Source organism: Paractinoplanes ferrugineus (assembly GCF_016862195.1).
GTDB classification, from domain to species: domain Bacteria; phylum Actinomycetota; class Actinomycetes; order Mycobacteriales; family Micromonosporaceae; genus Actinoplanes; species Actinoplanes ferrugineus.
The window spans coordinates 154,510-177,047 of record NZ_BOMM01000056.1 but is presented as its reverse complement, the minus strand read 5'-3'; the positions used below and the strand labels follow the sequence as shown (position 1 = coordinate 177,047).

Annotated in this window: 17 protein-coding genes; 9 read left to right on the top strand and 8 right to left on the bottom strand. The window is 73.4% G+C overall.

Annotation, left to right across the window (positions count from 1 at the left end):
- Positions 1-2,703: 2,703 nt before the first annotated feature.
- From Afe05nite_RS32210 to Afe05nite_RS32180, 7 genes are all read right to left on the bottom strand, one after another.
- Positions 2,704-3,303 carry a nitroreductase family protein gene (locus Afe05nite_RS32210; RefSeq protein WP_203821024.1) on the bottom strand — a complete coding sequence of 200 codons (600 nt, stop codon included), beginning with the start codon at positions 3,301-3,303 and terminating at the stop codon, positions 2,704-2,706.
- A gap of 50 nt (positions 3,304-3,353) precedes the next feature.
- Complete coding sequence (locus tag Afe05nite_RS32205; protein ID WP_203821023.1) at positions 3,354-4,934, bottom strand: acyl-CoA synthetase; 1,581 nt, start codon at positions 4,932-4,934, stop codon at positions 3,354-3,356.
- Between the two features lie 56 nt (positions 4,935-4,990).
- Positions 4,991-7,051, bottom strand: a complete 2,061-nt coding sequence (locus Afe05nite_RS32200) for a xanthine dehydrogenase family protein molybdopterin-binding subunit (protein WP_203821022.1) — start codon at positions 7,049-7,051, stop codon at positions 4,991-4,993.
- Positions 7,048-8,022 carry an FAD binding domain-containing protein gene (locus tag Afe05nite_RS32195; RefSeq protein ID WP_203821021.1) on the bottom strand — a complete coding sequence of 325 codons (975 nt, stop codon included), beginning with the start codon at positions 8,020-8,022 and terminating at the stop codon, positions 7,048-7,050. Before Afe05nite_RS32195 ends, Afe05nite_RS32200 begins: the two co-directional genes overlap by 4 nt.
- The gene (locus Afe05nite_RS32190) at positions 8,019-8,510 is read right to left on the bottom strand and encodes a 2Fe-2S iron-sulfur cluster-binding protein (RefSeq protein WP_203821020.1); all 492 of its coding nucleotides are present in this window, start codon (positions 8,508-8,510) and stop codon (positions 8,019-8,021) included. The genes Afe05nite_RS32195 and Afe05nite_RS32190 overlap by 4 nt, the downstream gene beginning before the upstream one ends.
- Before the next feature lie 45 nt (positions 8,511-8,555).
- Positions 8,556-9,842, bottom strand: coding sequence for a hypothetical protein (locus Afe05nite_RS32185; RefSeq protein ID WP_203821019.1), 1,287 nt, complete (start codon positions 9,840-9,842; stop codon positions 8,556-8,558).
- A 158-nt stretch (positions 9,843-10,000) separates the two neighbouring features.
- Positions 10,001-11,050 (bottom strand): NAD-dependent epimerase/dehydratase family protein, encoded by a 1,050-nt coding sequence (locus Afe05nite_RS32180; RefSeq protein ID WP_239118342.1) that lies wholly within the window; start codon positions 11,048-11,050, stop codon positions 10,001-10,003.
- 144 nt (positions 11,051-11,194) lie between these two features.
- Between Afe05nite_RS32180 and Afe05nite_RS32175 the strand changes: the two genes are divergently transcribed.
- The 9 genes from Afe05nite_RS32175 to Afe05nite_RS32135 all read left to right on the top strand — a co-directional run bounded on the left by Afe05nite_RS32175 (position 11,195) and on the right by Afe05nite_RS32135 (position 19,690).
- Positions 11,195-11,848: a glycosyltransferase family 2 protein gene (locus Afe05nite_RS32175; protein WP_203821018.1), complete on the top strand. Its 654-nt coding sequence runs from the start codon at positions 11,195-11,197 to the stop codon at positions 11,846-11,848.
- Positions 11,845-12,507 (top strand): TIGR04282 family arsenosugar biosynthesis glycosyltransferase, encoded by a 663-nt coding sequence (locus Afe05nite_RS32170; RefSeq protein ID WP_203821017.1) that lies wholly within the window; start codon positions 11,845-11,847, stop codon positions 12,505-12,507. The genes Afe05nite_RS32175 and Afe05nite_RS32170 overlap by 4 nt, the downstream gene beginning before the upstream one ends.
- A complete protein-coding gene (locus Afe05nite_RS32165) occupies positions 12,504-13,142 on the top strand; it encodes a class I SAM-dependent methyltransferase (RefSeq protein ID WP_203821016.1) in 639 nt (212 codons plus the stop codon). The genes Afe05nite_RS32170 and Afe05nite_RS32165 overlap by 4 nt, the downstream gene beginning before the upstream one ends.
- A complete protein-coding gene (locus tag Afe05nite_RS32160) occupies positions 13,115-14,215 on the top strand; it encodes a molybdopterin-dependent oxidoreductase (RefSeq protein WP_203821015.1) in 1,101 nt (366 codons plus the stop codon). Before Afe05nite_RS32165 ends, Afe05nite_RS32160 begins: the two co-directional genes overlap by 28 nt.
- Positions 14,212-14,457 (top strand): hypothetical protein, encoded by a 246-nt coding sequence (locus tag Afe05nite_RS32155; RefSeq protein WP_203821014.1) that lies wholly within the window; start codon positions 14,212-14,214, stop codon positions 14,455-14,457. The genes Afe05nite_RS32160 and Afe05nite_RS32155 overlap by 4 nt, the downstream gene beginning before the upstream one ends.
- A 10-nt stretch (positions 14,458-14,467) precedes the next feature.
- A complete protein-coding gene (locus Afe05nite_RS32150) occupies positions 14,468-15,169 on the top strand; it encodes a response regulator transcription factor (protein ID WP_203821013.1) in 702 nt (233 codons plus the stop codon).
- On the top strand, positions 15,166-16,170 hold the full coding sequence (locus Afe05nite_RS32145; RefSeq protein WP_203821012.1) for a sensor histidine kinase: 1,005 nt from the start codon (positions 15,166-15,168) through the stop codon (positions 16,168-16,170). Before Afe05nite_RS32150 ends, Afe05nite_RS32145 begins: the two co-directional genes overlap by 4 nt.
- Before the next feature lie 293 nt (positions 16,171-16,463).
- Positions 16,464-18,212 carry a dynamin family protein gene (locus Afe05nite_RS32140; RefSeq protein WP_203821011.1) on the top strand — a complete coding sequence of 583 codons (1,749 nt, stop codon included), beginning with the start codon at positions 16,464-16,466 and terminating at the stop codon, positions 18,210-18,212.
- A complete protein-coding gene (locus tag Afe05nite_RS32135) occupies positions 18,209-19,690 on the top strand; it encodes a dynamin family protein (RefSeq protein ID WP_203821010.1) in 1,482 nt (493 codons plus the stop codon). Before Afe05nite_RS32140 ends, Afe05nite_RS32135 begins: the two co-directional genes overlap by 4 nt.
- On the opposite strand, the gene Afe05nite_RS44685 is transcribed toward Afe05nite_RS32135, so the two are convergent.
- Positions 19,672-22,533, bottom strand: a complete 2,862-nt coding sequence (locus tag Afe05nite_RS44685) for an Hsp70 family protein (RefSeq protein WP_203821009.1) — start codon at positions 22,531-22,533, stop codon at positions 19,672-19,674. The two genes, Afe05nite_RS32135 and Afe05nite_RS44685, sit on opposite strands and share 19 nt — an antisense overlap.
- Positions 22,534-22,538: the final 5 nt, after the last annotated feature.

Sequence of the window (22,538 nt, the reverse complement as noted above, 5' to 3'; positions counted from 1 at the left end):
TCATTTGCTTTGCCTTGCAGGCGCTCCGACCACCCGACTCATACCTTTCGGACCTTTCGGACCGCTCTTGTCGCTTGGATCGCTTGGATCGCTTGGATCGCTTGGATCGCTTGGATCGCTTGGACCGCTTGGACCGCTTGGACCGCTTGGACCGCTTGGACCGCTTGGACCGCTCGGGCCGCTCGGGTCGCTCGGTGGCCGGCCGCGGCGTGCCAGGGCGGCCTGGCCCGTCGCCTCGTGCTGAACGAGCTCTCGGGCCCGGCCGGCGGTCCTGAGTCGCGTGGCGGCGTCTCTGGGCCTCGTGGCGTTCCCGGATGGGCAGCGACTGGGGTCCGTTGGTGGGCCCGGATCGGCGCCGCGCGGCTGGTCTGGGTTGAACGCTCGGCCCTAAGTCGTGCGCCGCCGCGTCTCGGTGGGGCTGTCGACCAGGGTTCGGGCTGTGCCGCCACTCCGGGTCTTGGGTGGGGCTGTCGGTCTGGGCGGTGGGCTGGGTTTTGGTTGGGCGATGGGCCCGGTCCCGGCTGTGTCGTCGGTCCAGGTCCGGGCTGAGCCGTGTTTTTTGGTTGAGCCGTGGGTCTGGGCTGGGCTTTCGGTCTGGGCTGGGCGGTGGGTCTGGGTTGAGCCGTGGGTCTGGGCTGGGCTTTCGGTCTGGGCTGGGCGGTGGGTCTGGGTTGGGCGGTGGGTCTGGGCTGGGTGCTCGGTCTCGGCTGGGCGGTGGGTCTGGGTAGACCGAAGGGTCTGAGCTGGGCGGTAGGTCCGTGCCGAGTGGTAGCTCGAGGCCGGACCTCCTGCCTGGGTTGGCCGGCGGACCGAGTTTGAGTAGCGGGTCTGGCCTGGGCGGTGGACCCGTGGAGAGGGGCGGGGCTGAGCTGGGGTGCACTGGGGGGCCGAGCCGCGGGCGTGGGTCGGGCGACGTGCGAGGGCTGGGCTGGGCTGGGCTGGAGTTGAGTGGCGGCCCAGGGCTGGGTGAAGGGCCTGGGATGTGCAGCGGGTCTGGGCTGGGCTCTGGGCTGGGATTGAATGTCGGACCCGGGCGGTGCGCTGGGCCGAGATGGCGCGCTGGCCGAGGTTGAACGGTGGGGCCTCGGTCGAGTGCTGCACCTCAGCGGGGCGCCGAGCCGGGCCTGAACCGCTGGCCCCGGCTGAGTGTCGGAACTCGGCTGGATGGCGGCCCGGGGCGGAGTGGCGGGTCTCGACTCGATGGCAGTTCTGGGATGGATGGCGGGCCGGGGTTGAGCGGCGACTCCTGGCTCGGCGACGGCCCCTGGCTCGGCGGCGGGCGCCGGTTGAGCGGCGGGCCTTGGTTGAGTGGCGGGCGCCGGTTGAGCGACGGGCCCTGGCTCGGCGGCGGGCTCCGGTTGAGGAGTAGGGCTTGGTTGGGCGGCGGGCCGGGGTCGGGCGGCGGGCCGAGGTGGAACGGCGGGCTGCGACTGGGTGGCGGGCTTGGTGGGGTGCGTGGGTGTGGCGTGCGCAGGGGACTTGGGTCGCGCAGTCGGATCCGAGGGGGGTGCCGGGTCGGTCGGGCGTGTGACGGGCGGGGCTTGCTGGTCGGCTGGGGGGTGGTTAAGTCCGGACGGGGTCGCTCTGCTCGGTGGCGCTGGGGAACGTGGGCGCGAGGGCGTTGCGCCGTCGGGCCAGAGCAGTGGGGCTACGGCTTCGAACTGGTCGTGCAGGCCCAGCTCGCCGCACTCGCGGGAGCAGCCTCTCAGGCGGCACTTCTTCAATCCGTGGCGGCGGGCTAAACCCCAGCGCCGGCGACGGGCGTGATCGCGGCGGAATTCGTCCATTCCCGGTGAATAGTTGCGTGCCTTCGTTCGGTCGCGCATAGCGGCAGTCTCGAGCCGGGTGAACAATGGAAGCTGCTGATAGCGCATGCAAACATTATCCCGCCCCCCAATGGGGCCCGCTAAGACTCGATCATGCCAACCTTGGAGCAATTGTCGAGCGGGTATCTCGTCGTTTCGTGCGGTGGCGCCAATTTGTAAGACGGGCGGCGAATAGCAAGGCTTGTGCGGCGGCCGGCGAAAGGGACTTCGGTCTTGGTCTGAGTGCGGAATTGGTGCACGAGGTCGGCGAAGATTCCGGTGTGGGCGGTTGGCTCGCACTCGCGGGAAGGGCGCGGGGGCGGGTGAGCGCGGCGGGAAGGGAGCGCCGGGTCGACGGTGGGCAAGCCGCTGCCCGCCGGGACGATTGTCGCCTCCGGCGGAAGAGTTGCCGACGGCCTAAGGAGGCGGCAGGAGGACGCGGGAGGCAACGGGAAGAGGAGGAGGCGGGAGGCGGCAGAAGAGGGGAGGAGCCAGGAGCAAGAGGGATGAGGCGGTAGGCAGGAGCAAGGGGCAGCGGCAGGCGCAAAGGGGAGGCGGCAGGAGGGGGGAAGCGGCAGGAAGCGGGAGAACCGTCAGGGAGAGGGGGAGGCAGCAGGAGGGAGAGAGGGGAGGCAGGAAAGACAGGAAGAGGGAGAAGCCTGGGGAAGCGGCAGGAAGAGGGGGAGGCAGCAGGAGGGCGAGGGAGAAGACAGGAAAGAGGGGAAAGAGGCGGGAGGCGGCACCGAGAGAGGGGAGGCGGCACCGAGAGAGGGGAGGCGGCACCGAGAGACGGGAGGCGGCGCGAAGAGCCGAGAAGCGGCAGGGAAAGGGGGAGAGGGCGAAGGGGGAAGACGGCGAAGGGGAAAGGGAAGGGGCGGGAAGAAGGGGGTTGGCGCGGTCAGGAAGAAGACCAGCGGCCTCGGTGGACTACGTCGGTTTTGGGGCGGCGGCGGCTGCTCAGGTCTCGGGGTGGCTCGGTGCTGTAGCCGATGGAGATGGCGCCGATGGGGTTGAAGTGGGGCGGCACGCCGAAACTGTCGCGGAAAGCGGTTATGCGGTCGGTGGGGAGGCCGAAGAAGCAGGCGCCCAGGCCCTCGTCGACGGCGGTGAGCAGCATCAGGAGGGCGGCGAAACCGGTGTCGATGTCCCAGTACGGGGCGGGCCACCACGAGTCGGAGCGGTCCAGGTGGCCCTTGTCGGTCTGGGCGTAGCGTTCGAGGTAGACGTCCTTGTTGGCCAGCGGGACGATCAGCAGCGGCGCTTCCACGTTGGCGGCGAACCAGCGGTCCGGGTCGTCGGTGGCGCGGCAGACGGTGCGGAAAAGCTCGATGTCGGCGGGGGCGTCGAGGACCAGGAAGCCCCAGCCCTGGGAGAAGCCGGCCGACGGGGCGCGCAGGCCGTTGTCGACGATGCGGTCGATGATCTCCGGGGGGATCGGGCGGTCGGCCTGGTAGTGGCGAATCATGCGGCGGCGGCGGAGGACGTCCTGAAACTCCATCGAGGCAAGGTATCAGCGCGGGCCGCCGAGCGTGGGGCCTGCCGAGTGGCTCAGAGCGAGGGGAGTTCGCGGCGCATCACCTTGCCGGTGGCGTTGCGGGGGAGGGCGTCCAGGAAGACGACGTCGCGGGGCACCTTGTAGCGGGCCAGGTTGGCCCGCACGTGGTCCTTGACGACCTGCGGGTCGCGGGTGGAGTCGGCGGTGGGCACGATGTAGGCGCGCAGGCGCTGACCGAAGTCGGGGTCGTCGACGCCGATCACGGCGGCCTCGACCACGTCGTCGCGGGCTGCGAGCAGGTTCTCCACCTCCAGCGGGTAGACGTTCTCGCCGCCGGAGATGACCATGTCGTCGTCGCGGCCGTCGATGAACAGCAGGCCCTCGGCGTCGAAGTGGCCCTGGTCGCCGGTGGCCATGTGGCCGTCGATCACCTGTTTGTGCTGGCCGTCCGTGTAGCCCTCGAACGGGATGCCGGTGCGGACGAAGACCCGACCGTGCGCCCCGGCCTCGGTGACCCGGCGGTCGTTCGCGTCGTAGAGGGCGACGTGCACAGTGACCGGTGGCTTGCCGACCGTGCCGGGTGCCCGGCGGGATTCGGCCGGCTGGGCCACCGAGGCGACGGCCACCTCGGTGGAGCCGTAGACGTTGTAGACCACGTCGCCGAAGACGTCTTGGAATCGGGTGGTCAGGTCGGGGGCGAGGGCCGAGCCGGCGACGAAGACGGCGTTGAGCGACGACGTGTCGTACTTCTGGATGGTCTCCGGTCCCAGCGCGAGGATCCGGGTGAGCATGGTCGGGACCGCGACCAGCATCCGTGCCCGGTGTTCGGCGATCGCCCGCAGGATGGCCTCGGCGTCGAAGCGGCGCAGCAGGACGGCGTGGTTGGCCAGGGACAGCCCGACCGTCCAGGCGCCGAAGCCGGTGCTGTGGAACAGCGGTGACGCGAACACCGCCGCACCCTGCCGGGGGAACGGGATGCGGTCGGCGATCAGGGCGCTCGCGAGCGGCGACACCTTGGTGCGGGGCGCGCCCTTGGGCAGGCCGGTGGTGCCGCTGGTGAGGATGATGAAGCCGCCCGGCCGGTCGGGCAGCGGCAGCGGGGTGACCGGGTGTGCGGCGATCAGCTCGTCGATCGTGGTGCCGGGCGCGGAACCCCACGTCAGATAACGCGGGACGGTGTCCGGCAGAGCGGCGGCGACGTCGGCGAACTCGCTGTCGTACAGCACCACCCGGACCTTCTCCCGGGCCACCACCTCGGCCAGCTGCTGCTTGGCCAGGCCGGTGTTCATCAGTGCCAGCCGCAGGGTGGCGCGGGCGGTGCCGCTGATCGCCAGCAGCAGGCCGCGATGGTCGCGGGCCAGCACGCCGACCACCGACCGGTCCGGCAGGCCGAGCCCTTTCAGCGCGTGCGCCAGGGCGTTCGACTGCTCGTCGAGCTGCCGGTAGGTCAGGGTGCCGAGCTCGTCGGTCACGGCCGGGGCGTCCGGATGTTCGGCCGCCGCCTTCATGATCAGGGCAGCCTGCGGGCCGAGCCGGGAGTTGTCCGCGGCCGCCCGCAACAGCCGGTGCGGTCGGGTCAGGTTGATGATGCCTATCTGGTGCATGCGCAGGACGGCGCGGAGGTGCTCGATCATGGTCGGGCCCTTCGAGCGGCGGACGGCCTGGCGTGACCGTAGAGGAGCGCGCTCGGTCAGGGCAAGAGCGACAACAGCTTGTCGAGACGAACCGGCAGATCGCGTACGCGGATCCCGGTCGCGTGCCACACCGCGTTGACGATGGCCGCGGGGGAGCCGACGATGCCGATCTCGCCGATGCCCTTGCTGCCCATCGGGTTTATCCGGTCGTCGTGTTCGTCGAGCCAGGCGGCGTCGATGTCCTCGACGTCGGCGTGCACCGGGATGTGGTACTCGGCCAGGTCGTGGTTGACCCACTCGCCCATGGCCGGGTCCAGCACCCCCTCCTCGTGCAGCGCCATGCCCATCCCCATGATCATGCCGCCGAGGAGCTGGCTGCGGGCGGTGCGCGGGTTGAGGATGCGACCGGCCGCGAACATGCCGAAGAGCCGGGACACCCGGACCTCGCCGGTGACGGCGTCGACGCGTACCTCCGCGAAATGCGCCCCGAAAGCGTGCCGGCCGTCCTTCTCCTGGTGTTGCACGAGCTCGCTCGAGTCGAAGGTCGCCTCGTCCCGGCCGGAGGCGCGCAGCTCGCGGCAGGCACCGGTGACGGCCCAGCCCCAGGACGCGCTGCCGGACGAGCCGCCGGCGACCGAGGCCTTCGGCAGGGTGCTGTCGCCGATCCGGATCCGGATCCGCTCGACCGGTACGGCCAGGGCGTCCGCCGCGATCTGGGTGAGGATGGTCCGCGCGCCCGTCCCGAGGTCGGTCGCCCCGATGGCCACCTCGAAGGCGCCGTCGGCCAGCGCCCGGACCCGCGCGGTCGAGGGCTGCGCCATGGTCGGGTAGGTCGCCCCGGCCATCCCGGTACCGATCCACCAGTCGCCGTCGCGCCGTTGCCGTGGCCGGGGATCACGGCCGGCCCAGCCGAACCGCTCGGCCCCCGCGCGCAGGCACTCGACGTAGTGCCGGCTGGTGAACGGGACGCCGGTCTCCGGCTCGACCGCCGGCTCGTTGCGGACGCGCAGCTCGATCGGGTCGATGCCGAGGCGCTCGGCCAGCTCGTCGAGGGCACACTCGAGGCCGACCATGCCCGGCGCCTCGCCCGGCGCGCGCATCCACCGCGGCGTCGGCATGTCGAGCCGGGCCAGGCGGTGGCCGGTGCGTCGGTTCGGTGCCGCGTACATGTGCCGGGTGACTACCGTGGTCTGCTCGGCGAACTCGAACAGCCGGCTGGTCTGCTCGGTCGCCTGGTGATCAATCGCGGTCAGTGTGCCGTCCGGTTCGGCGCCCAGCCGGATCCGCTGGATCGTCGGCGTGCGGTGCCCGACCATGCTGAACATCGCCTGGCGGGGGAGCACCACCTTGACCGGGCGGCCGACCACCTTGGCGCCGAGCGCGGCCAGCACGGCGTTCGGCCGGGCGGTGCCCTTGGAGCCGAAACCGCCGCCGACGTGCTCGGTGATCACGTGCACCCGCTCGGGGGGCAGGCCGAACAGCGCGCCGACAGTCGCGGCCACCCCGGACGGGTGCTGGTTGGAGTCGTGCAGTTCCAGGTCGCCGTCCTGCCATCGGGCGATGGTGGCGTGCGGTTCCATCGGGTTGTTGTGCAGCGCCGGGGTGCGGTAGGTGACGTCCACCGCGACCGCTGCGGCGGCCAGCGCCGTGTCGACGTCGCCGCTGCTGGTCTCGGCCGGGAAGGCGGGGTTCACCCTCTCCGGCGTGTAGAGGCCGGGATGGTCGGTGCGCAGCAGCGCGTCGTGCTCCTCGGTGGTGATGTCGAGACGCAGTTCCTGGGCGGCGCGCCGGGCGGCCTCGAGGGTGCCGGCCACCACGAGCGCCACCGCCTGCCCGCGATAGCTGATCCGGTCGGACTGCAGCACGTCGAGCTCGGGGTCGTCGCCGGACTTCAGGCGCGGCGCGTTTCCGTGCCAGAGCACGGCGAGCGTGTCGGCCGCCGGGTCGGCAAGCACGGCGTTCAGGCGGCCGCGCGGCACGGGGGACTGCACGACCCAGCCGTACGCGACCTCACCGGTCCGGTATTCGGCGGCGTACTTGGCCGTGCCGGTGACCTTTTCCGGTCCCTCCAGGCGCGCCAGCGGCGCACCGACAGCGGTCGGCAGCGTCGCGGTCATCGGGCCTCCCCGGCCAGCCGGGTGAGGACCGCGGCGGTCAGATTCCGGATCAAATCGATTTTGTACGCGTTGTCGCGCAACGGTCTCGCCGCCTCGAGTTCGGCGTCCGCGGCGGCCCGGAACGACTCCTCGGTCGCCGGCCGGCCGCGCAGCACCTCCTCGGCCACAGTGGCCCGCCACGGTTTCGGGGCGACCGCGCCGAACGCCAGCCGCACCTCGCGCACCACGCCGTCGTCGACGTCCAGCGCGGCGGCGACCGAACCGACGGCGAAGGCGTAGGAAGCGCGGTCACGAGCCTTGCGATAGGCCGAGCGGGTCGCGAACGGCAACGCCGGCAGGTCCACCGCCGTGATCATCTCGCCGTGCTCGAGCACGGTGTCGCGCTGCGGGGTGTCGCCGGGCAGGCGGTGCAGGTCGGTCACCGGGACGGTCCGCTCACCCGCCGCGCCGTCCACCCGGACGACGGCGCCGAGCGCGGCCAGCGCCACCGCCATGTCCGACGGGTGGGTCGCGACGCAGGCCTCCGAGCCGCCGAGGATCGCCAGGTTGCGGTGATCGCCTTCGCGGGCCGGGCAGCCCGTACCCGGCGCGTGTTTGTTGCACGGCTTGGTGGCGTCCATGAAATAGCGGCAGCGCGTGCGCTGCAGCAGGTTGCCGCCGGTGGTGGCCATGTTGCGCAACTGCCCGGAGGCGCCCGCCAGCAGCGCCTGGCTCAGCACCGGGAAACCCCGGCGGATCCGCGGGTCGGCGGCCAGGTCACTGTTGCGTACGGTGGCCCCGATGCGTACGCCGCCGTCCGGCCGCTCGGTGATCCCGTCCAGGGGCAACTTGGTGACGTCGACCAGGACGTCCGGGGTGGCGACACCGAGCTTCATCAGGTCGACCAGGTTGGTGCCACCGGCCAGGAACATCGCCTCGGGGGCCAGGCCGGCCGAGGACCGGTCCGCCGTACGGTAATCGAAGGTCTTCATCGCCCGGCCGCCTGCCGGATGGCCGGCACCATGTTCGGGTAGGCGCCGCAGCGGCACAGGTTGCCGCTCATCCGCTCGCGGATCTCCGGATCGCTGAGCAGATCCGGGTCGTCGCCGGCGGTGACCGCGCTGGGCCAGCCCCGCTCCACCTCGTCGAGCATGCCGGCCGCCGAGCAGATCTGCCCCGGCGTGCAGTAGCCGCACTGGAAACCGTCGTGGTCGAGGAAGCCGCGTTGCAGCGGGTGCGGCTCCTCGGCGGTGCCCAGCCCCTCGATCGTGGTGACCCGGGCGTCCTGCTGGGCGATCACCAGCACCAGGCAGCTGTTGACGCGCCGTCCGTCGAGCAGGACGGTGCACGCCCCGCACTGCCCGTGATCGCAGCCCTTCTTGGCGCCGGTGAGATCGAGATGCTCACGCAGGGCGTCCAGCAGCGTGGTCCGCGGGTCCAGATCCAGGTCGTGCTCGACGTCGTTGACGGTGAGACGCATGTTCGCCCGGTTACCCCGTCCCTGCCGGTTCAACCGGCGGGCCGCTCACCAGGTCGTGAACAGCAGGTGGTTGACCAGCAGGGCGGTGCCGGCCTGGGCCACCAGCCAGAAGCGCCGGTGCCCGGCCGGGATCAGCGCCGCCCCGGCCGCGAACCACACCGCGAACGGCAGCCAGATCCGTTCCACCTCGGCCTTGCTGTAGCCGGACAGGTCGGCGGCCAGGACCGACCCGGCGGCGGCCAGCGGGAGGAGCCAGACGACCGAGATCCGCCGGAGTCCCGCGAGACTCCGGGGACGCAGCCGGCCGCCCTCGGACCCGGCCCGGCGTAGGACGACGGCGGCCGCCGGGCCCGCGCTGACGGCCAGCGCGGCCAGGTCGGCCCAGACCCAGTAGGCGTAGGCGCGGTGCGAGGCGATCCCCTGGTAGTACCGCTCGACGACCAGGTGGTAGCCGGTCCACCAGGAGAAACCGGCGGCGGTGAAGGCGACGGCCACCGCGGCGGCGCCGAGCACCGCCCAGAACACCCGCCGGGCGCCGCCCAGGAGTACGGCGGCGGCGACCACCGGGGCCATCAGTACCAGACCGTAGGACAGGTAGCAGGCGAAGCCGAGGAGTACGCCACCGGCCAGCGCCGCGAGCACGGACCGCCGGACCGCGCCCGCCGTCACGAGCGCCACGCCGGCCGCGGTGACTCCGGCGAACAGGCCGTCGGCCGAAACCCCGATCCAGACCGCGCCGGGGAAGAGGACGGCGAACGGTACGACGGCGCGGGCCGCCTCGTCGGTGCCGAGCAGGCGGACGGTCTGCGGTACGGCCACCGCCGTGCCCGCGCCGACCAGGATGCACAGCAGTCCCGCCCAGCCGCCGCCGGACAGGCCCAGCCGGTCGAGCCAGACGAAGACCAGCAGCGCGCCCGGCGGGTGCCCGGAGACGTGGGTGGTCCACGAGTCCGGCTGGAAGTCCAGGATCCGAGCACTGAAGCCGCGCAGCATGGCCGGGATGTCGGTGACCCCCGGCACCTCGTGCAGGTATTCGTGCTGGGTGGTGAGCCGGTCGGCGACCCCGGCACGCCATCCGTCGACCAGCGCCAGCGCCAGCGTCCAGCCGACCGCGGTGGCATAGCCGGCGGCCAGCAGACGGCCCCAGGACAGTCGCCGGGCCAGCGGCGGACCGAACCGGACGACCGCCGCCGCGACGAGCAGGGCCGCCGGCGTACCCGGACCGAGATGCGGCCACCAGTCCGCGAACAGGGGCGCCGCTCCCGCTCGTACCGGGTGCCCGAGCCGGGCGAGGACGACGGCGGTGACCGCCGCCGCGGCCACCAGAACCACCGCGACGACCGCCGCCGTCCGGTCCGCGCGGCCGGGAACCCACGTCCGCCCGGTACTTCCCCGACGCCCGCGGGCTTCCGGGCGGTCGGGGGCTTCCGGCCGCGCGGGGGCTTTCGCGGGGACGGGGGCGGTCGGGCGGGCGCCGGGGCCGGGGGCGGTCATCCGCGCAGCGGGGCGGTGGCGAACTCGGTCAGGCCGTCGCGCAGGCCGACCGCGGCGCGGAAACCGAGCTCGGCGGCGGCCCGGGACGGGTCGGCCACCACGTGCCGCACGTCGCCGAGCCGGAACTGGCCGGTGACGACCGGCGGCGGGCCGCCCGCGGCCCGGGACAGCTCGGCGGCCATGTCGCCGATCGTCGCCGGCCGGCCGGAGGCGATGTTGTAGGCCCGCCAGCCCGGCCGGTCGGGGGCGGCGGCCACGGCGGCGGCGTTGGCCGCGGCCACGTCCCGCACGTGCACGAAGTCCCGCCGCTGGGCGCCGTCCTCGAAGACCCGGGGCGGCTGGCCGGCCGCCACCGCCGAGCGGAAGATCGCGGCCACCCCGCTGTACGGCGTGTCCCGGGGCATGCCCGGCCCGTAGACGTTGTGGTAGCGCAACGCGGTCACGTCGCCGCCGGTCTGCCGGGCCCACGCCGCCGTCAGGTGTTCCTGCGCCACCTTGGTCGCGGCGTACACGCTGCGGGGGTCGAGCGGGGCGTCCTCGCTCACCAGGTGCGGCGTCAGCGGCGCGGCGCAGCGCGGGCAGCCGGGCTCGAACCGGCCGGCCGCCAGGTCGCCGGCATCGCGGGCGGCGGGGCGCACGTTTCCGTGCCGCGCGCAGTCGTAACCGCCCTCGCCGTAGACCACCATCGAGCTGGCGAGCACCAGACGGCGGATGCCGGCCGCGGCCATCCCGGCGAGCAGCACGGCGGTGCCGAGGTCGTTGCAGCTCACATATTCCGGCAGATCGGCGATGTCGGCGCCGAGACCGACCATGGCCGCCTGATGGACGACCACGTCGACGCCGGGCAGGCAGCCGGCCACCGCCGCCGGTTCGCGCAGATCGACGCGGCGCACCGGGATGCCCGCGACCTCCGCCGGCAGCGGACCGCGATGGGCGCCGGGATGACCGGAGTCCAGCACCGACACCTGGTAGCCGTGGTCGAGCAGGGTGCCGGCGATGTGCGAGCCGATGAAGCCGGCGCCGCCGGTGATGAGCACATGAGTCACGGCGCCGAAGCTAGAGCCCGCGCGGCGTCCGTGGGAGGAGGTGCGGCAATCGGTCACCGGTCCGTAAGAAGTGTCCCCGTCCGGTAAGGGTTCGTCATCGGTACGTAAGACTTTCCGGCTGCCCGCGTGATTACCGTCCGTCAAATGATCGATGTGGTGCTGCCCTGCCGGGACGAGGCGCCGGCCCTGCCCGGCCTGCTGTCCCGGATCCCGCCCGGCTATCGGGCGATCGTCGTCGACAACGGCTCGACCGACGGCTCGGCCGAGGTGGCCCGGGCCGCCGGCGCCGAGGTGATCACCGTGGACCGGCCCGGCTACGGCGCCGCAGTGCACGCCGGGATCGAGGCCGCCGCCGACGGTCCGGTGTGCGTGATGGACGCGGACGGCTCCTTCGACCCGGCGCAGCTGAGGCTGGTCGCCGACCCGGTGCGGACCGGGGCGGCGACCCTCGCGGTGGGCCGCCGCCGTCCGGTCGGCCGGGGCGTCTGGCCGCTGCACGCCCGGATCGCGAACGCGGGGCTGGCCTGGCGGCTGCGCCGCACCACCGGCCTCGGCGTGCACGACATCGGGCCGATGCGCTGCGCCTACCGCGCCGACCTGCTCGCCCTGGACCTGCGCGACCGCCGGTTCGGCTATCCGCTCGAGTTGCTGATCGCCGCCGGCCGGGCCGGCTGGCGGGTCGTCGAGGTGGACGTCGACTACCACCCGCGGGCGGCCGGCACCCGCTCCAAGGTGACCGGCACCGTGCGGGGGACCGCCCGCGCGATCCGCGACATGAGCGCGGTGCTGGCCCGATGAGCGGACAGATCCTGCTGCTGGCGAAGGCGCCGGTGCCGGGGCGGGTCAAGACCCGGCTCTGTCCGCCGTGCACACCCGAGCAGGCCGCCCGGGTCGCCGCCGCGGCCCTCGACGACACCCTGGACAGCGCGACCGCGACCCCGGCGATGGGCCGGGTGCTGGTTCTCGACGGACAGCGGCAGGCCCCCGCCGGGTGGACGACCGTCGCCCAGCGCGGCGGGCCGCTCGCCGACCGGCTGGTCGCCGCGTTCGCCGACACCCGGCGGCCGGGCGTGCCGGCGCTGCTCATCGGGATGGACACGCCGCAGGTAACGCCGGAACTGCTGACCGAGGCCCTGCGGCAACTGGCCGAACCCGGCGGCCCCGACGCGGTGCTCGGCCTGGCCGTCGACGGCGGCTGGTGGGCGCTCGGTCTGCGCGAGCCACGCGACGCCGAGGCGCTGCGGCACATCGTGACCTCGACCGCCACCACCGGTGCCGAGACGCTTGCCGCCCTGCGGGAGCGCGGCCTGCGGGTCGGCACCCTGCCGCGCCTGCGCGACGTCGACACCGCCGCCGACGCGCACCTGGTCGCGGCCGTGTGCCCGCCGGGTGGCCGGTTCGCCGGGACGGTCCACGGCAGTGTCCCGGAGCCGGCCCGACCGGAGCCGGTCCGATGAGGGAGATCTTCGACGCGCTGTTCGCCGACGTGGCGGCGGGCCGGCCGGCCGCGTTCACCCTGCACCACGCGAACGGCGGGAGCCACCACTACGAGCCGGCCGCCTGGTTCCGCGACCGGCTGCCCGGCGACCGCGGGCTGCTCGACGCGTGCACCGGACCCACCCTCGACGTGGGGTGCGGCCCGGGCCGGCTGGCCGGGGCGCTCGCGGCGGCCGGCTGGCCGGTGCTCGGGATCGACATCAGCGACGCCGCGGTGCGCCATGCGCAGCGCCGGGGCGCCCTCGCCCTGCGGCGCGACGTGTTCGAGCCGGTGCCGGGGGCCGGGCGCTGGCAGCACCTGCTGCTCGCCGACGGCAACATCGGGATCGGCGGCGACCCGCGGCGGTTGTTGCGGCGCTGCCGGCAGTTGCTGGCCCCGGGCGGGCGGCTGCACGCCGAGGTGGCGGCGCCGGGCACGCGGGGCTGGGCGGGCACGGTCACGGTCGGCCGGGGCCCGGGTGCGGCCGAGTCGACGATGCGGTGGGCCGCCGTACCCCTCGACGAGGTCGCCGCCCTGGCCGCCGCCACCGCGCTGCGGGTGATCGACACCCGGACGGAGGCCGGACGATGGTTCGTCTCGCTGTCGCCGCGCTGAGCAGCACGCTGCGGTCGCCGCGCCTGACCAGCCTGCTCGGGGTCGCGCTCGGCGTGGCGTTCGGCGTGTGCTTCGTGACCGGGCTGCTCAGCCACCTGATCCAGCACCCGCCGGGGTGGTTCTGGTGGCCCTCACGGCCGGTCCAGCTCTACCGGTTCACCCAGGGGCTGCACGTGGCGACCGGGCTGGCGACACTGCCGCTGCTCGGCGTGAAGTTGTGGGCGGTCTACCCGAAACTGTTCGGCTGGCCGCCGGTGCGCGGGATCCTGCACGCGGCCGAGCGGGCGAGCGTGGCGGTGCTGGTGGCGGCGGCCCTGTTCCAGGTGGTCGGCGGGCTGTTCAACGTCTACCACTGGTACGGCCTGATGCCGTTCTTCTTCACCACCGGGCACTACTGGGTGGCGTGGCTCGCGGTCGGGGCGCTGCTCGTGCACATCGCCGTCCAGCTGCCGGTGGTGCGCGGCGAACTCGGCCGCGGGAAGCCCGCCGACCCGGCTCGCCGGCGGCTGCTCACCGGCACGGCCGCGGCCGCCGGCCTGATCACGCTCGCCACGGCCGGGCAGACCGTGCGGTGGCTGACGCCGGTCTCGGTGCTGGCCCCCCGGCGCGAGAAACTGCCGGTGAACCGGACGGCCGCGGCGGCCGGCATCGGGGTGATCGGGCCCGACTACCGGCTCGTGGTCACCGGCGGGACCCGGGAGATCGCCCTCGACCTGGCCGCCTTGAACGCGCTCGACCAGCACACCGCCGAGCTGCCGATCGCCTGCGTGGAGGGCTGGAGTGCGACCGCGACCTGGTCGGGAGTGCGGCTGCGCGACCTGGTGACCCTGGCCGGCGGTGACCCGGAGCGGGCCGAGGTGCTCGTCGAGTCGCTGCAGCAGGGCGGCCGTTACCGGGCCAGTGAGCTGCCGGCCGAGCATGTCCGTGATCCGTTGACGCTGCTCGCGCTGCGGGTGGACGGCCAGGTCCTGCCGCCCGACCACGGCTACCCGGTCCGGCTGATCGCGCCGAACCGGCCCGGGGTGCTGCAGACCAAGTGGGTGGGGCGCCTGACCTTGCGGGAGCGGTCATGACAGTGGTGCGGCGGCTGCTCGGCGTCGCGGGGGTGCTGCTCATCGCGTACGCGACAGTGGGTGCCCTGACCGACGCCGACCTGAACCCGATCGGCGTGCTGGTGTTCCTCGCCGCCGTCCTGATCCTGCACGACGCCGTGTGGATGCCGGCCGTCCTGGCCGTGCTCGCCCTGCTGAAGACGACCGTCAACCGGGCGGGACGTAAGGAGTGGGAAAGAAGTCGTGGGCGGGGGCACGAGTAGCGTGATCGGGATGGGATATCGGGTGCTCGTGGTCGACGACGACCCGACCGTCAGCGACGTCGTCCGGCGCTACCTGGAGCAGGACGGATACGGCGTGCGCCTGGCCCGGGACGGCATGCAGGGCCTCGCCGCGGTCCGGGCCGAACGGCCCGACCTGGTGGTACTCGACCTGATGATGCCGGGTTTGTCCGGTCTCGAGGTGTGCCGCCGGTTGCGCGCCGACCTGCCCGACCTGCCGATCATCATGCTGACCGCGCTCGGCGAGGAGAGCGACCGCGTGCTCGGCCTGGAGGTCGGCGCCGACGACTACGTGACCAAGCCGTTCTCGCCGCGCGAGCTCATGCTCCGGGTGCGCTCGGTGCTGCGCCGGGTCGCCGGACCGCCGGCCGGCGCCCCGGCCACCGCGACCCTCACCGACGGCGAGCTGACCGCCGACACCGCCCGCCGGATCGCCCGGCTCGGCGGTGCCCCGCTGGCCCTGACCGCCCGCGAGTTCGACCTGCTGACCTTCCTGCTCACCCATCCCGGGCAGGCCTGGTCGCGCGCCCAGCTGCTGGAGAAGGTCTGGGGCTGGCAGTTCGGCGACGACTCGACGGTGACGGTGCACGTCCGCCGGCTGCGCGAGAAGATCGAGAAGGATCCGGCCGAGCCGGGGCGGATCCTCACCGTCTGGGGCGTCGGTTACCGGTACGAGCCGGTGGCCCCCCGATGACCGACATGATGCTGATCGGGCTCTACGCGCTGGCCGCCGCCGGGGTGGTGGGGCTGGCCGGGGCGGCCGTGCTCCGGCTGCTGCGCCGCCGCTCGATCCTGGTGCACGTCATCGCCATGCTCGTCATCACCGTGCTCGCGGTGGTCGCCGGGGTGGCGACCGTCGCGCAGGCCATGTTCCTCTCCGGGCACGACCTGTGGGTCGTGCTCGTGACGGTGACCGCCGCCGCCTCGATCAGCCTGCTGCTCGGCGCCGCGTTCGGCCGGCGGCTCGCCTCGGCGGCGGTGTGGGCCCAGGCCGCCCGGGAACGGGAGCGCCGCCTCGAAGCCAGCCGCCGGGAACTGGTGGCCTGGGTGTCACACGATCTGCGTACGCCGCTGGCCGGCATGCGGGCGATGGCCGAGGCCCTGGAGGACGGGGTGATCGCCGACCGGGACACGCTCGCCGAGTACCACCGGCGGATCCGGGTCGAGACCGACCGGATGACCCGGCTCGTCGACGACCTGTTCGAGCTGTCCCGGATCAACGCCGGTGCGCTGCGGCTGGTCCCGACCGTGGTGCCGCTGCGCGACGTGGTGTCCGACGCGATCGCCGGGGTGGCCCCGCTGGCCGCCCGCCGCAACATCACCCTGCGGGCGCGGGAGACCGGGTGGCCGACCGTCCGGGCGGGGGAGCGGGAGCTCGCCCGCATCGTCACCAACCTGCTCGTCAACTCGGTGCGCTACACCCCGGAGCACGGGTTCGTGGACATCGAGGCCGGCCACGAACGGGGCAGCGTCTGGCTGTCCATCTCGGACACCTGCGGCGGCATCCCGGCCGAGGACATCGATCGGGTCTTCGACGTCGCGTTCCGCGGTCAGCGGGCCCGCACCCCACCCGGGGGCGGCGGCCTCGGATTGGCCATCGTCCGCGGCCTCGTCGAGGCGCACGGCGGGAACGTGGAGGTCTGCAACACCGGCCACGGCTGCCGGTTCGAGGTGCGCCTCCCGGTTTCCGCCTGAGTCACGTCCGGAAATCGGGCTCCGCACGAATCTCGCGGGGTGCCGTACCGCGAGGTCCGTGCGGAGTGCTCTGATGCTAGTGGGCGGCGCGGCCCCTGCATACCTGTCGCTATGCCATGATGTTGGGTTTCTGACCGCCCGGCCGGCTGTCCGCTCCGTTGCCCGGCCGGCTGTTCGCGGGGCGCTGGGCGGCTGTTCGCGGGGCGCTGGGCGGCTAATCCGGCGTGGACGCTACCTTGCTGGTCAGCGTAGGGTTCGAGCGCCGGGCAAAAGGTCGACGAAGGGCGGGGCGGTTGACGACGGGCGTGCTCGCCGAGCTTGCCGATGCCCGTGCCCTGGCCGGCGCCGCGCAACGCGCCGACCTCGTGCAGCGCATCGATCTCGCGGTCGAGCGGATGCGGGCCGACGACGCGACGGTGGCCGTCGTGGGTGAGTTCAAACAGGGCAAGAGCACCCTGGTCAACGCGTTGCTGCGGACCGACATCTGCCCGGTCGACTCGGACATCGTGACAGCCGTGCCCACCGTTCTGCGGTTCGGCCGGCCGCCCGCCGCGTTTCTGCAGGTGCCGCAGGACGACGGAGCACTGGCGTCGGTGCCGGTCGGCTTCGAGGAACTGCCCCGGCACATCGCCGAGGGCGACAAGAACGGCGTGCGCGCGGTCGAGGTGCGGCTGGACCGGCGGCTGCTCGGCGCCGGACTGTCGATCATCGACACCCCCGGCGTCGGCGGGCTCGACTCCGCCCAGGGCAACCTCACGCTGGGGGCGTTGTCGCTGGCCGGGGCGGCGCTGTTCGTCACCGACTCGGCCCAGGAGCTGACCGCGCCCGAGGTCGAGTTCCTGCGCCGGGCCCTCGAACGGTGCCCCCGCGCGTTCTGCGTGCTGACCAAGACCGACCTCTACGGCGAATGGCGGCGTATCGTCGAGATCAACCAGGGCCACTTCGAGCGAGCGGGTCTGGACGTACCGATCGTGGCCGTCTCGTCGTTCCTGCGGATGCGGGCGCAGGCCCTCGACGACACCGCGCTCAACGCCGAGTCGGGCTTCCCGCGCCTGGTCGAGCTGCTGCGCCGGGACGTGCTGGGCGCGGCGGCGGAGAACAAGGTGGCGGCGGCGCGGGCCGAGGTCAAGTTCGTCGTCGGGCAGCTGCGCGAGCGCATCGACGCCGAGCAGGCGGTGGCGGCGGAACCGGCGAAGGCCCCCGAGGTGGCCCGGCGCTACGCCGAGAAGACCCGGCGCAGCGCCGGCCTGGCCGGCGGTTCCTGGCAGACCGTGCTCGGCGACGGCATCCAGGACCTCAGCGCCGACGTCGAGCACGACCTGCGCGAACGCCTGCGGATCATGGTGCGGCGCGGCGAGGACCTGCTGGCGGAGTCGGATCCGCGGGAGACGTGGCGCGACTTCCAGGCGTGGGCGCAGCGGGAGGCGGCCGCGGCGGCCGTCGACAACCTGATGCTGCTGGTCACCCGCACCGAGCAACTCGCGCACGACGTCGCCGAGCGGTTCGGCATCGAGTACGACAGCCTCGACGTCGACCTGCCGGCTCCCGATCTGGCCCTGCGCAAGGTGGACGAGCTGGACGTGAGCTTCCAGAAGTCGGGCATGCAGCAGTTCCTCGGGGCGTTCACGGCGGCCCGGGTCACGTACGGCGGCTTCTACATGCTCGGCGCCGTCGGCGCCTTCTTCAGCGTGGCGTTCGCGGCCCCGCTGGGCCTGCTCGCCGGGGTGACGCTGGGCCGCCGGATGATGAAGAGCGAGCGGGAGCGCCAGGTGCAGCAGCGACGGCTGCAGGCCAAACAGGAACTGCGACGGTACGTGGATGACGTCGGCTTCCACGTCGGCCGCGACTGCCGGGAGGCGACCCGGCGCACCCAGCGTTTCCTGCGCGACGAGTTCTCGGCCCGGGCGCAGGCCGCGGAACGCTCGGCGGCGGCCACCGCGGCGGCCGTCCAGGAGATCGCCGGCCTGCCGCCGGAGGAGCGCCGCCGCAAGGCCGACGCCCTCGCCGAGCAGCGTCGCCGGCTGGACCGGCTGGCCGCATGAGCACCCTCCTCGGCCAGGTCCGCGCGCTTCTCGACCGAGCCATCGCGGAAATCCCCGACGAGCGGCTGGTGCAGGCCCGGCGCCGCGTCGACGAGCCGCTCCGCGTCGCCATCGCCGGCAAGGTCAAGGCCGGCAAATCGACACTCCTCAACGCCCTCGTGGGCGAGGAGCTGGCCCCCACCGACGCGGGCGAGTGCACCCGCATCGTCACCTGGTACGCCGACGGCCGCACCTACGCCGTGACCGCGCACCTCAACGACGGATCGGCCGAACCCCGCCCGTTCACCCGCCGCGACGGCGCCATCCAGATCTCCCTGGGCCGTCCCGCCGAGGAGGTCGAGCACCTGGAAGTGCGGGTGCCGAGCAGCCGCCTCCGTCAGCACACTTTGATCGACACCCCCGGCATCGCGTCGTTGTCGACCGACGTGTCGCTGCGGACGATGGCGTTCCTGGAAGCCGAGGGGGACCGGGCGGCCCAGACCGACGCGGTCATCTACCTGCTGCGCCACATGCACGGCAGCGACGTACGGTTCCTCGAGTCGTTCCACGGTGACGGCCTGTCCAACGGCACCCCGGTCAACGCGGTCGGCGTGCTGTCCCGGGCGGACGAGATCGGCGGCTGCCGCCTCGACGCGATGGAGTCGGCGGCCCGGGTGGCCGCCCGCTACGCCACCGACGAGCGCCTGCGCCGGCTGTGCCCGGTGGTCGTGCCGGTGGCCGGGCTGCTGGGCGCGGCCGGGGCGACGCTGCGCGAGGAGGAATACCGGATCCTCGCCGCCGTCGCCGCCGAACCGATGGACCGGATCGTGGAGCTGCTGCTGACCGCCGACCGGTTCGCGGCATCGGGTCCGCAGCGCGCGCACGTGCTGTCCCGCCTCGGATTGTTCGGGGTCCGCCTCGCCGTCCGCCTGATTCGCGAGCGAGTGGTCAAGGACTCGGCCGAGCTGGCGAAGCAACTCACCGAGCACAGCGGCATCGACCGCCTGCGGGAGGTCTTCACCGCCCAGTTCGTCGGCCGCAGCGAAGTCCTCAAGGCCCGGTCGGCCCTGGCCGTCCTGGACGAGTGCATCCTGGCCGGCTCACCCGGGGCCGGCTCACCCGGGTCCGGCTCAGCGCCGGCCGGCTCGTCGGGGTCCGGCGCACCGCTGGCCGGCGAGGCCGAGCGGATCCGGGCGAGCGCCCACGAGTTCGTCGAGCTGCGCCTGCTGCACCAGTTGCGATCGGGTCGCCTGCCCGGCACCGACGAACAGCTCACCGAGATGGACGCCCTGCTCGGCGGCTCGGGCGGAGCCGCGTACCACCGCCTGGGTCTGCCCCCCGACGCCGCCGCCGGACGCATCGCGGCCGAGGCCCGCGAGGCCCTGGCCCGCTGGCAGAACATCGCCGAGCACCCGTTCTCCCCGCGCGAGCTGAAGAACGCCGCCCGCGCGGTCGCCCGCAGCTGCGAAGGCCTGCTGGTTCAGAACCAGCAGGGGTGAGCCTCCCGCGCCCCCGCCTTCGTCAGCACCCGCTCGCCGGTGCCGGTCGACCGCTGGATCACGACCGTCGGCCGGTCACCGGCCAGCCGCACGAACGCGAACCACGCCCCGTCCGGGGAGAACGTCGGGTCCATCTCGATTGCCGGGTTCGAGGTGACCCGGTGCGGGTTCGAACCGTCGGTGTTGACCAGCCAGATGTCCGACGTCCCGTCCTTGGCCAGCGTGAACAGCACTTGATCGCCACGCGGCGAGTAGACCGGGTCGTTCGTCTGCCCCAGCGACGCCTTGGTGATCTGCCGGCCCGGCTCCTTCGGGTTGGCCACGGTCAGCTCGTAGATCTGCCGCACCCCACCCTTGTTGAGCCAGTACAGGATCGACTTGCCGTCCGGCGACCACATCGCGTCGTCCTTCTCCAGCGACGAGCGGGTCAGCTGCTTCAGCTCGTTGGTCACCAGGTTGAGCACCGCGATCTGCTTGATCCCGGCGAACTCCTTGATGAACGCGATCTTCTTGTCGTCGGCCGACCACGCCACCCGGCCCCCCGCGTCGTCGGCCACCCGATGCCGCCCGGAGCCGTCCGCGTTCATGATGTCGATCGACACGTGGTCACCGTCGACGTGCGTGATCGCGATCTGATTGCGGTCGCGCGACCATTTCGGCAGGGCGTCGCCCACCGTGCTGTTCGGCAGCAGCGTGCGAGCATCCTCGCCGGGCTTGAGCGTGTAGATCTTCGAGTTCCGCTCCTCCGACCCGGCCTGCGGACTGTCGACCCGAATCAGCATGGTGTCGGTCGGCGGCGCCAGCGGATCGACAACCGCCTGCGACGCCGGCGCGCTCGCCACCGCCGAAGCGGTCACCAGCGGCGCCGTCGCCGCGGTGTCCTTCTTGTCAGCCTTGTCATCACCCTTGTTGAGCAGAATCAGCCCCGCCGTGGTTCCGCCCGCGATCACGGCCACCACCAGGGCCCCGACCATCAGGACCTTGGACAGGTTGCGCTTCGGTGCGCCCGGCAACGGAGGCGGCGGCCAGGGCCGAGCCTCTTGCGGTACGCCCGGAGCGCCGCCCCCGGAAACCGGCACCGCTCCCACCACAGCCGTCTGCGCAAGCGCGACCGGCGCCCCTGATCCCGTGCCGCCTCCTGCTCCGTTTCCTGCGCCCAGCGCTGTCGGAGCCGTGCCCGGAGCCGGCGCAGTCCCCGGTACCGCCGCCGACCCCCGCGAGTAGGCGACGCCCCCGCCGCCCGCTGTCCCGCTGCCGCCGCTCGCTGTCCCGCTGCCGCCGCCCGCCGTCCCGCTGCCGCCGCCCGCTGTCCCGCTGCCCATCCCGGTGCCGGCTGGGCCGCCGCCGGTGGGCGCCTCGTTGCCGCCATAGGGTGGGCTGCTCACCGCCGCGTTCCCGCTGCTGACTGTGCTCGCCGCCGCGGACCACCCCCCAGCTCCCGCGCCACCCGCTCCTGGGACGCCCGCTCCTGGGACGCCCGCTCCTGGGACGCCCGCTCCTGGGATGGCTGCTCCTGGGATGGCTGCTCCTGGGATGGCTGCGCCGCCCGCTCCCGCGCCGCCCGCTCCCGCGCCGCCCGCTCCCGCGCCGCCCGCTCCTGGGATGCCCGCTCCTGGGATGCCCGCTCCTGGGATGCCCGCTCCTAGGCCGGCCGCTCCGGGGATGGCCGCTCCTACGCCGGCGGGTGGGCCGCCGCGCCGCGGGGAGGAGGCGGCCGAGTGGCTGCCATGGGGCTCGGGGGTGCGGGGTGGGGGGACGGCGGCGGAGAAGGGGGAGGCGCCGCCGATGACGACGGAGGTGGCCACCGCCGCGCCCATGGCGATGCTGTGTTCCGGATGGGGGTCGGCCACGACCGGGCGCTGGAACTCGGTGGACAGCAGCTCGGAGACGAGGGGGATGCGGGAGGAACCGCCGGCCAGCAGGAACGCGTTCACTTCGGCGGGCGCCACGCCGGCGGAGCGCAGCGCGCGATGGGTGGCTGAGATGGTGTCGGCGAGGGACGGGGCGATCATCGACTCGAGTTCGGAGCGGTTGAGGCGTACCCGGGTGTGCATGCCGGGCAGCGCCACCGGGATCATCGTCTCGGTGTCGAAGGACAGCGACTCTTTCGCCTCGACGCAGTCGCGGCGGAGGCGGGCGAGCGCCGACACCGCGTCCGGGTCGGCCGGGTCGAGTTGGGCCTTGTCGCCGAGCACCTCGAGGACGTGGCCGAAGACCGCCTCGTCGAAGTCGATGCCGCCCAGCTGCTCGACTCCCTCGGGCTCGCCGAGCAGCACGAAGCCGTCGCCGTCGCGGCGCAGCACGGCCACGTCGAAGGTGCCGCCGCCGAGGTCGTAGACGGCCACGGTCTCGCCGGGGGCGATGCGCCGGGCGGTGGCGTGCTGGAGTGCGGCCGCCTCGGGTTCGCTGCGGAAGACGACCGGGCCGGCGTCGGCCAGCTTGATCGCCTGGTCGAGCTGTTCGCGTTTGTAGGGGCCCCAGTTCGCCGGGTGGGTCACGGTGATCGCGGCGGGCGGCCCGTCCTGCAGTTGGGTGACGGTGTCGAGGACGTAGCGCAGCAGTTTCGCGGTGAGGGCGTGTGCCGAGAACGGCGTGCCGCCGACCAGGATCGGCACCGGGTCGCCGATGCGCCGCTTGAACTCGCGGGCCAACCGGGCCGGGTCGGCCGCGCCGCGGCGTTCGGCGGCGTCCCCGATGAGCAGGCCGCCGTCGGGTGTGACGAAGACCAGCGAGGGGATCTCGGCCCGGCGGCCGCCGAGGCGCACGACCTCGACCCGGCCCTCCGCCCGGACCGCGGCCGCGGTGTGGGTGGTGCCGAGGTCGATTCCCAACCCGTACTGCATCGCGC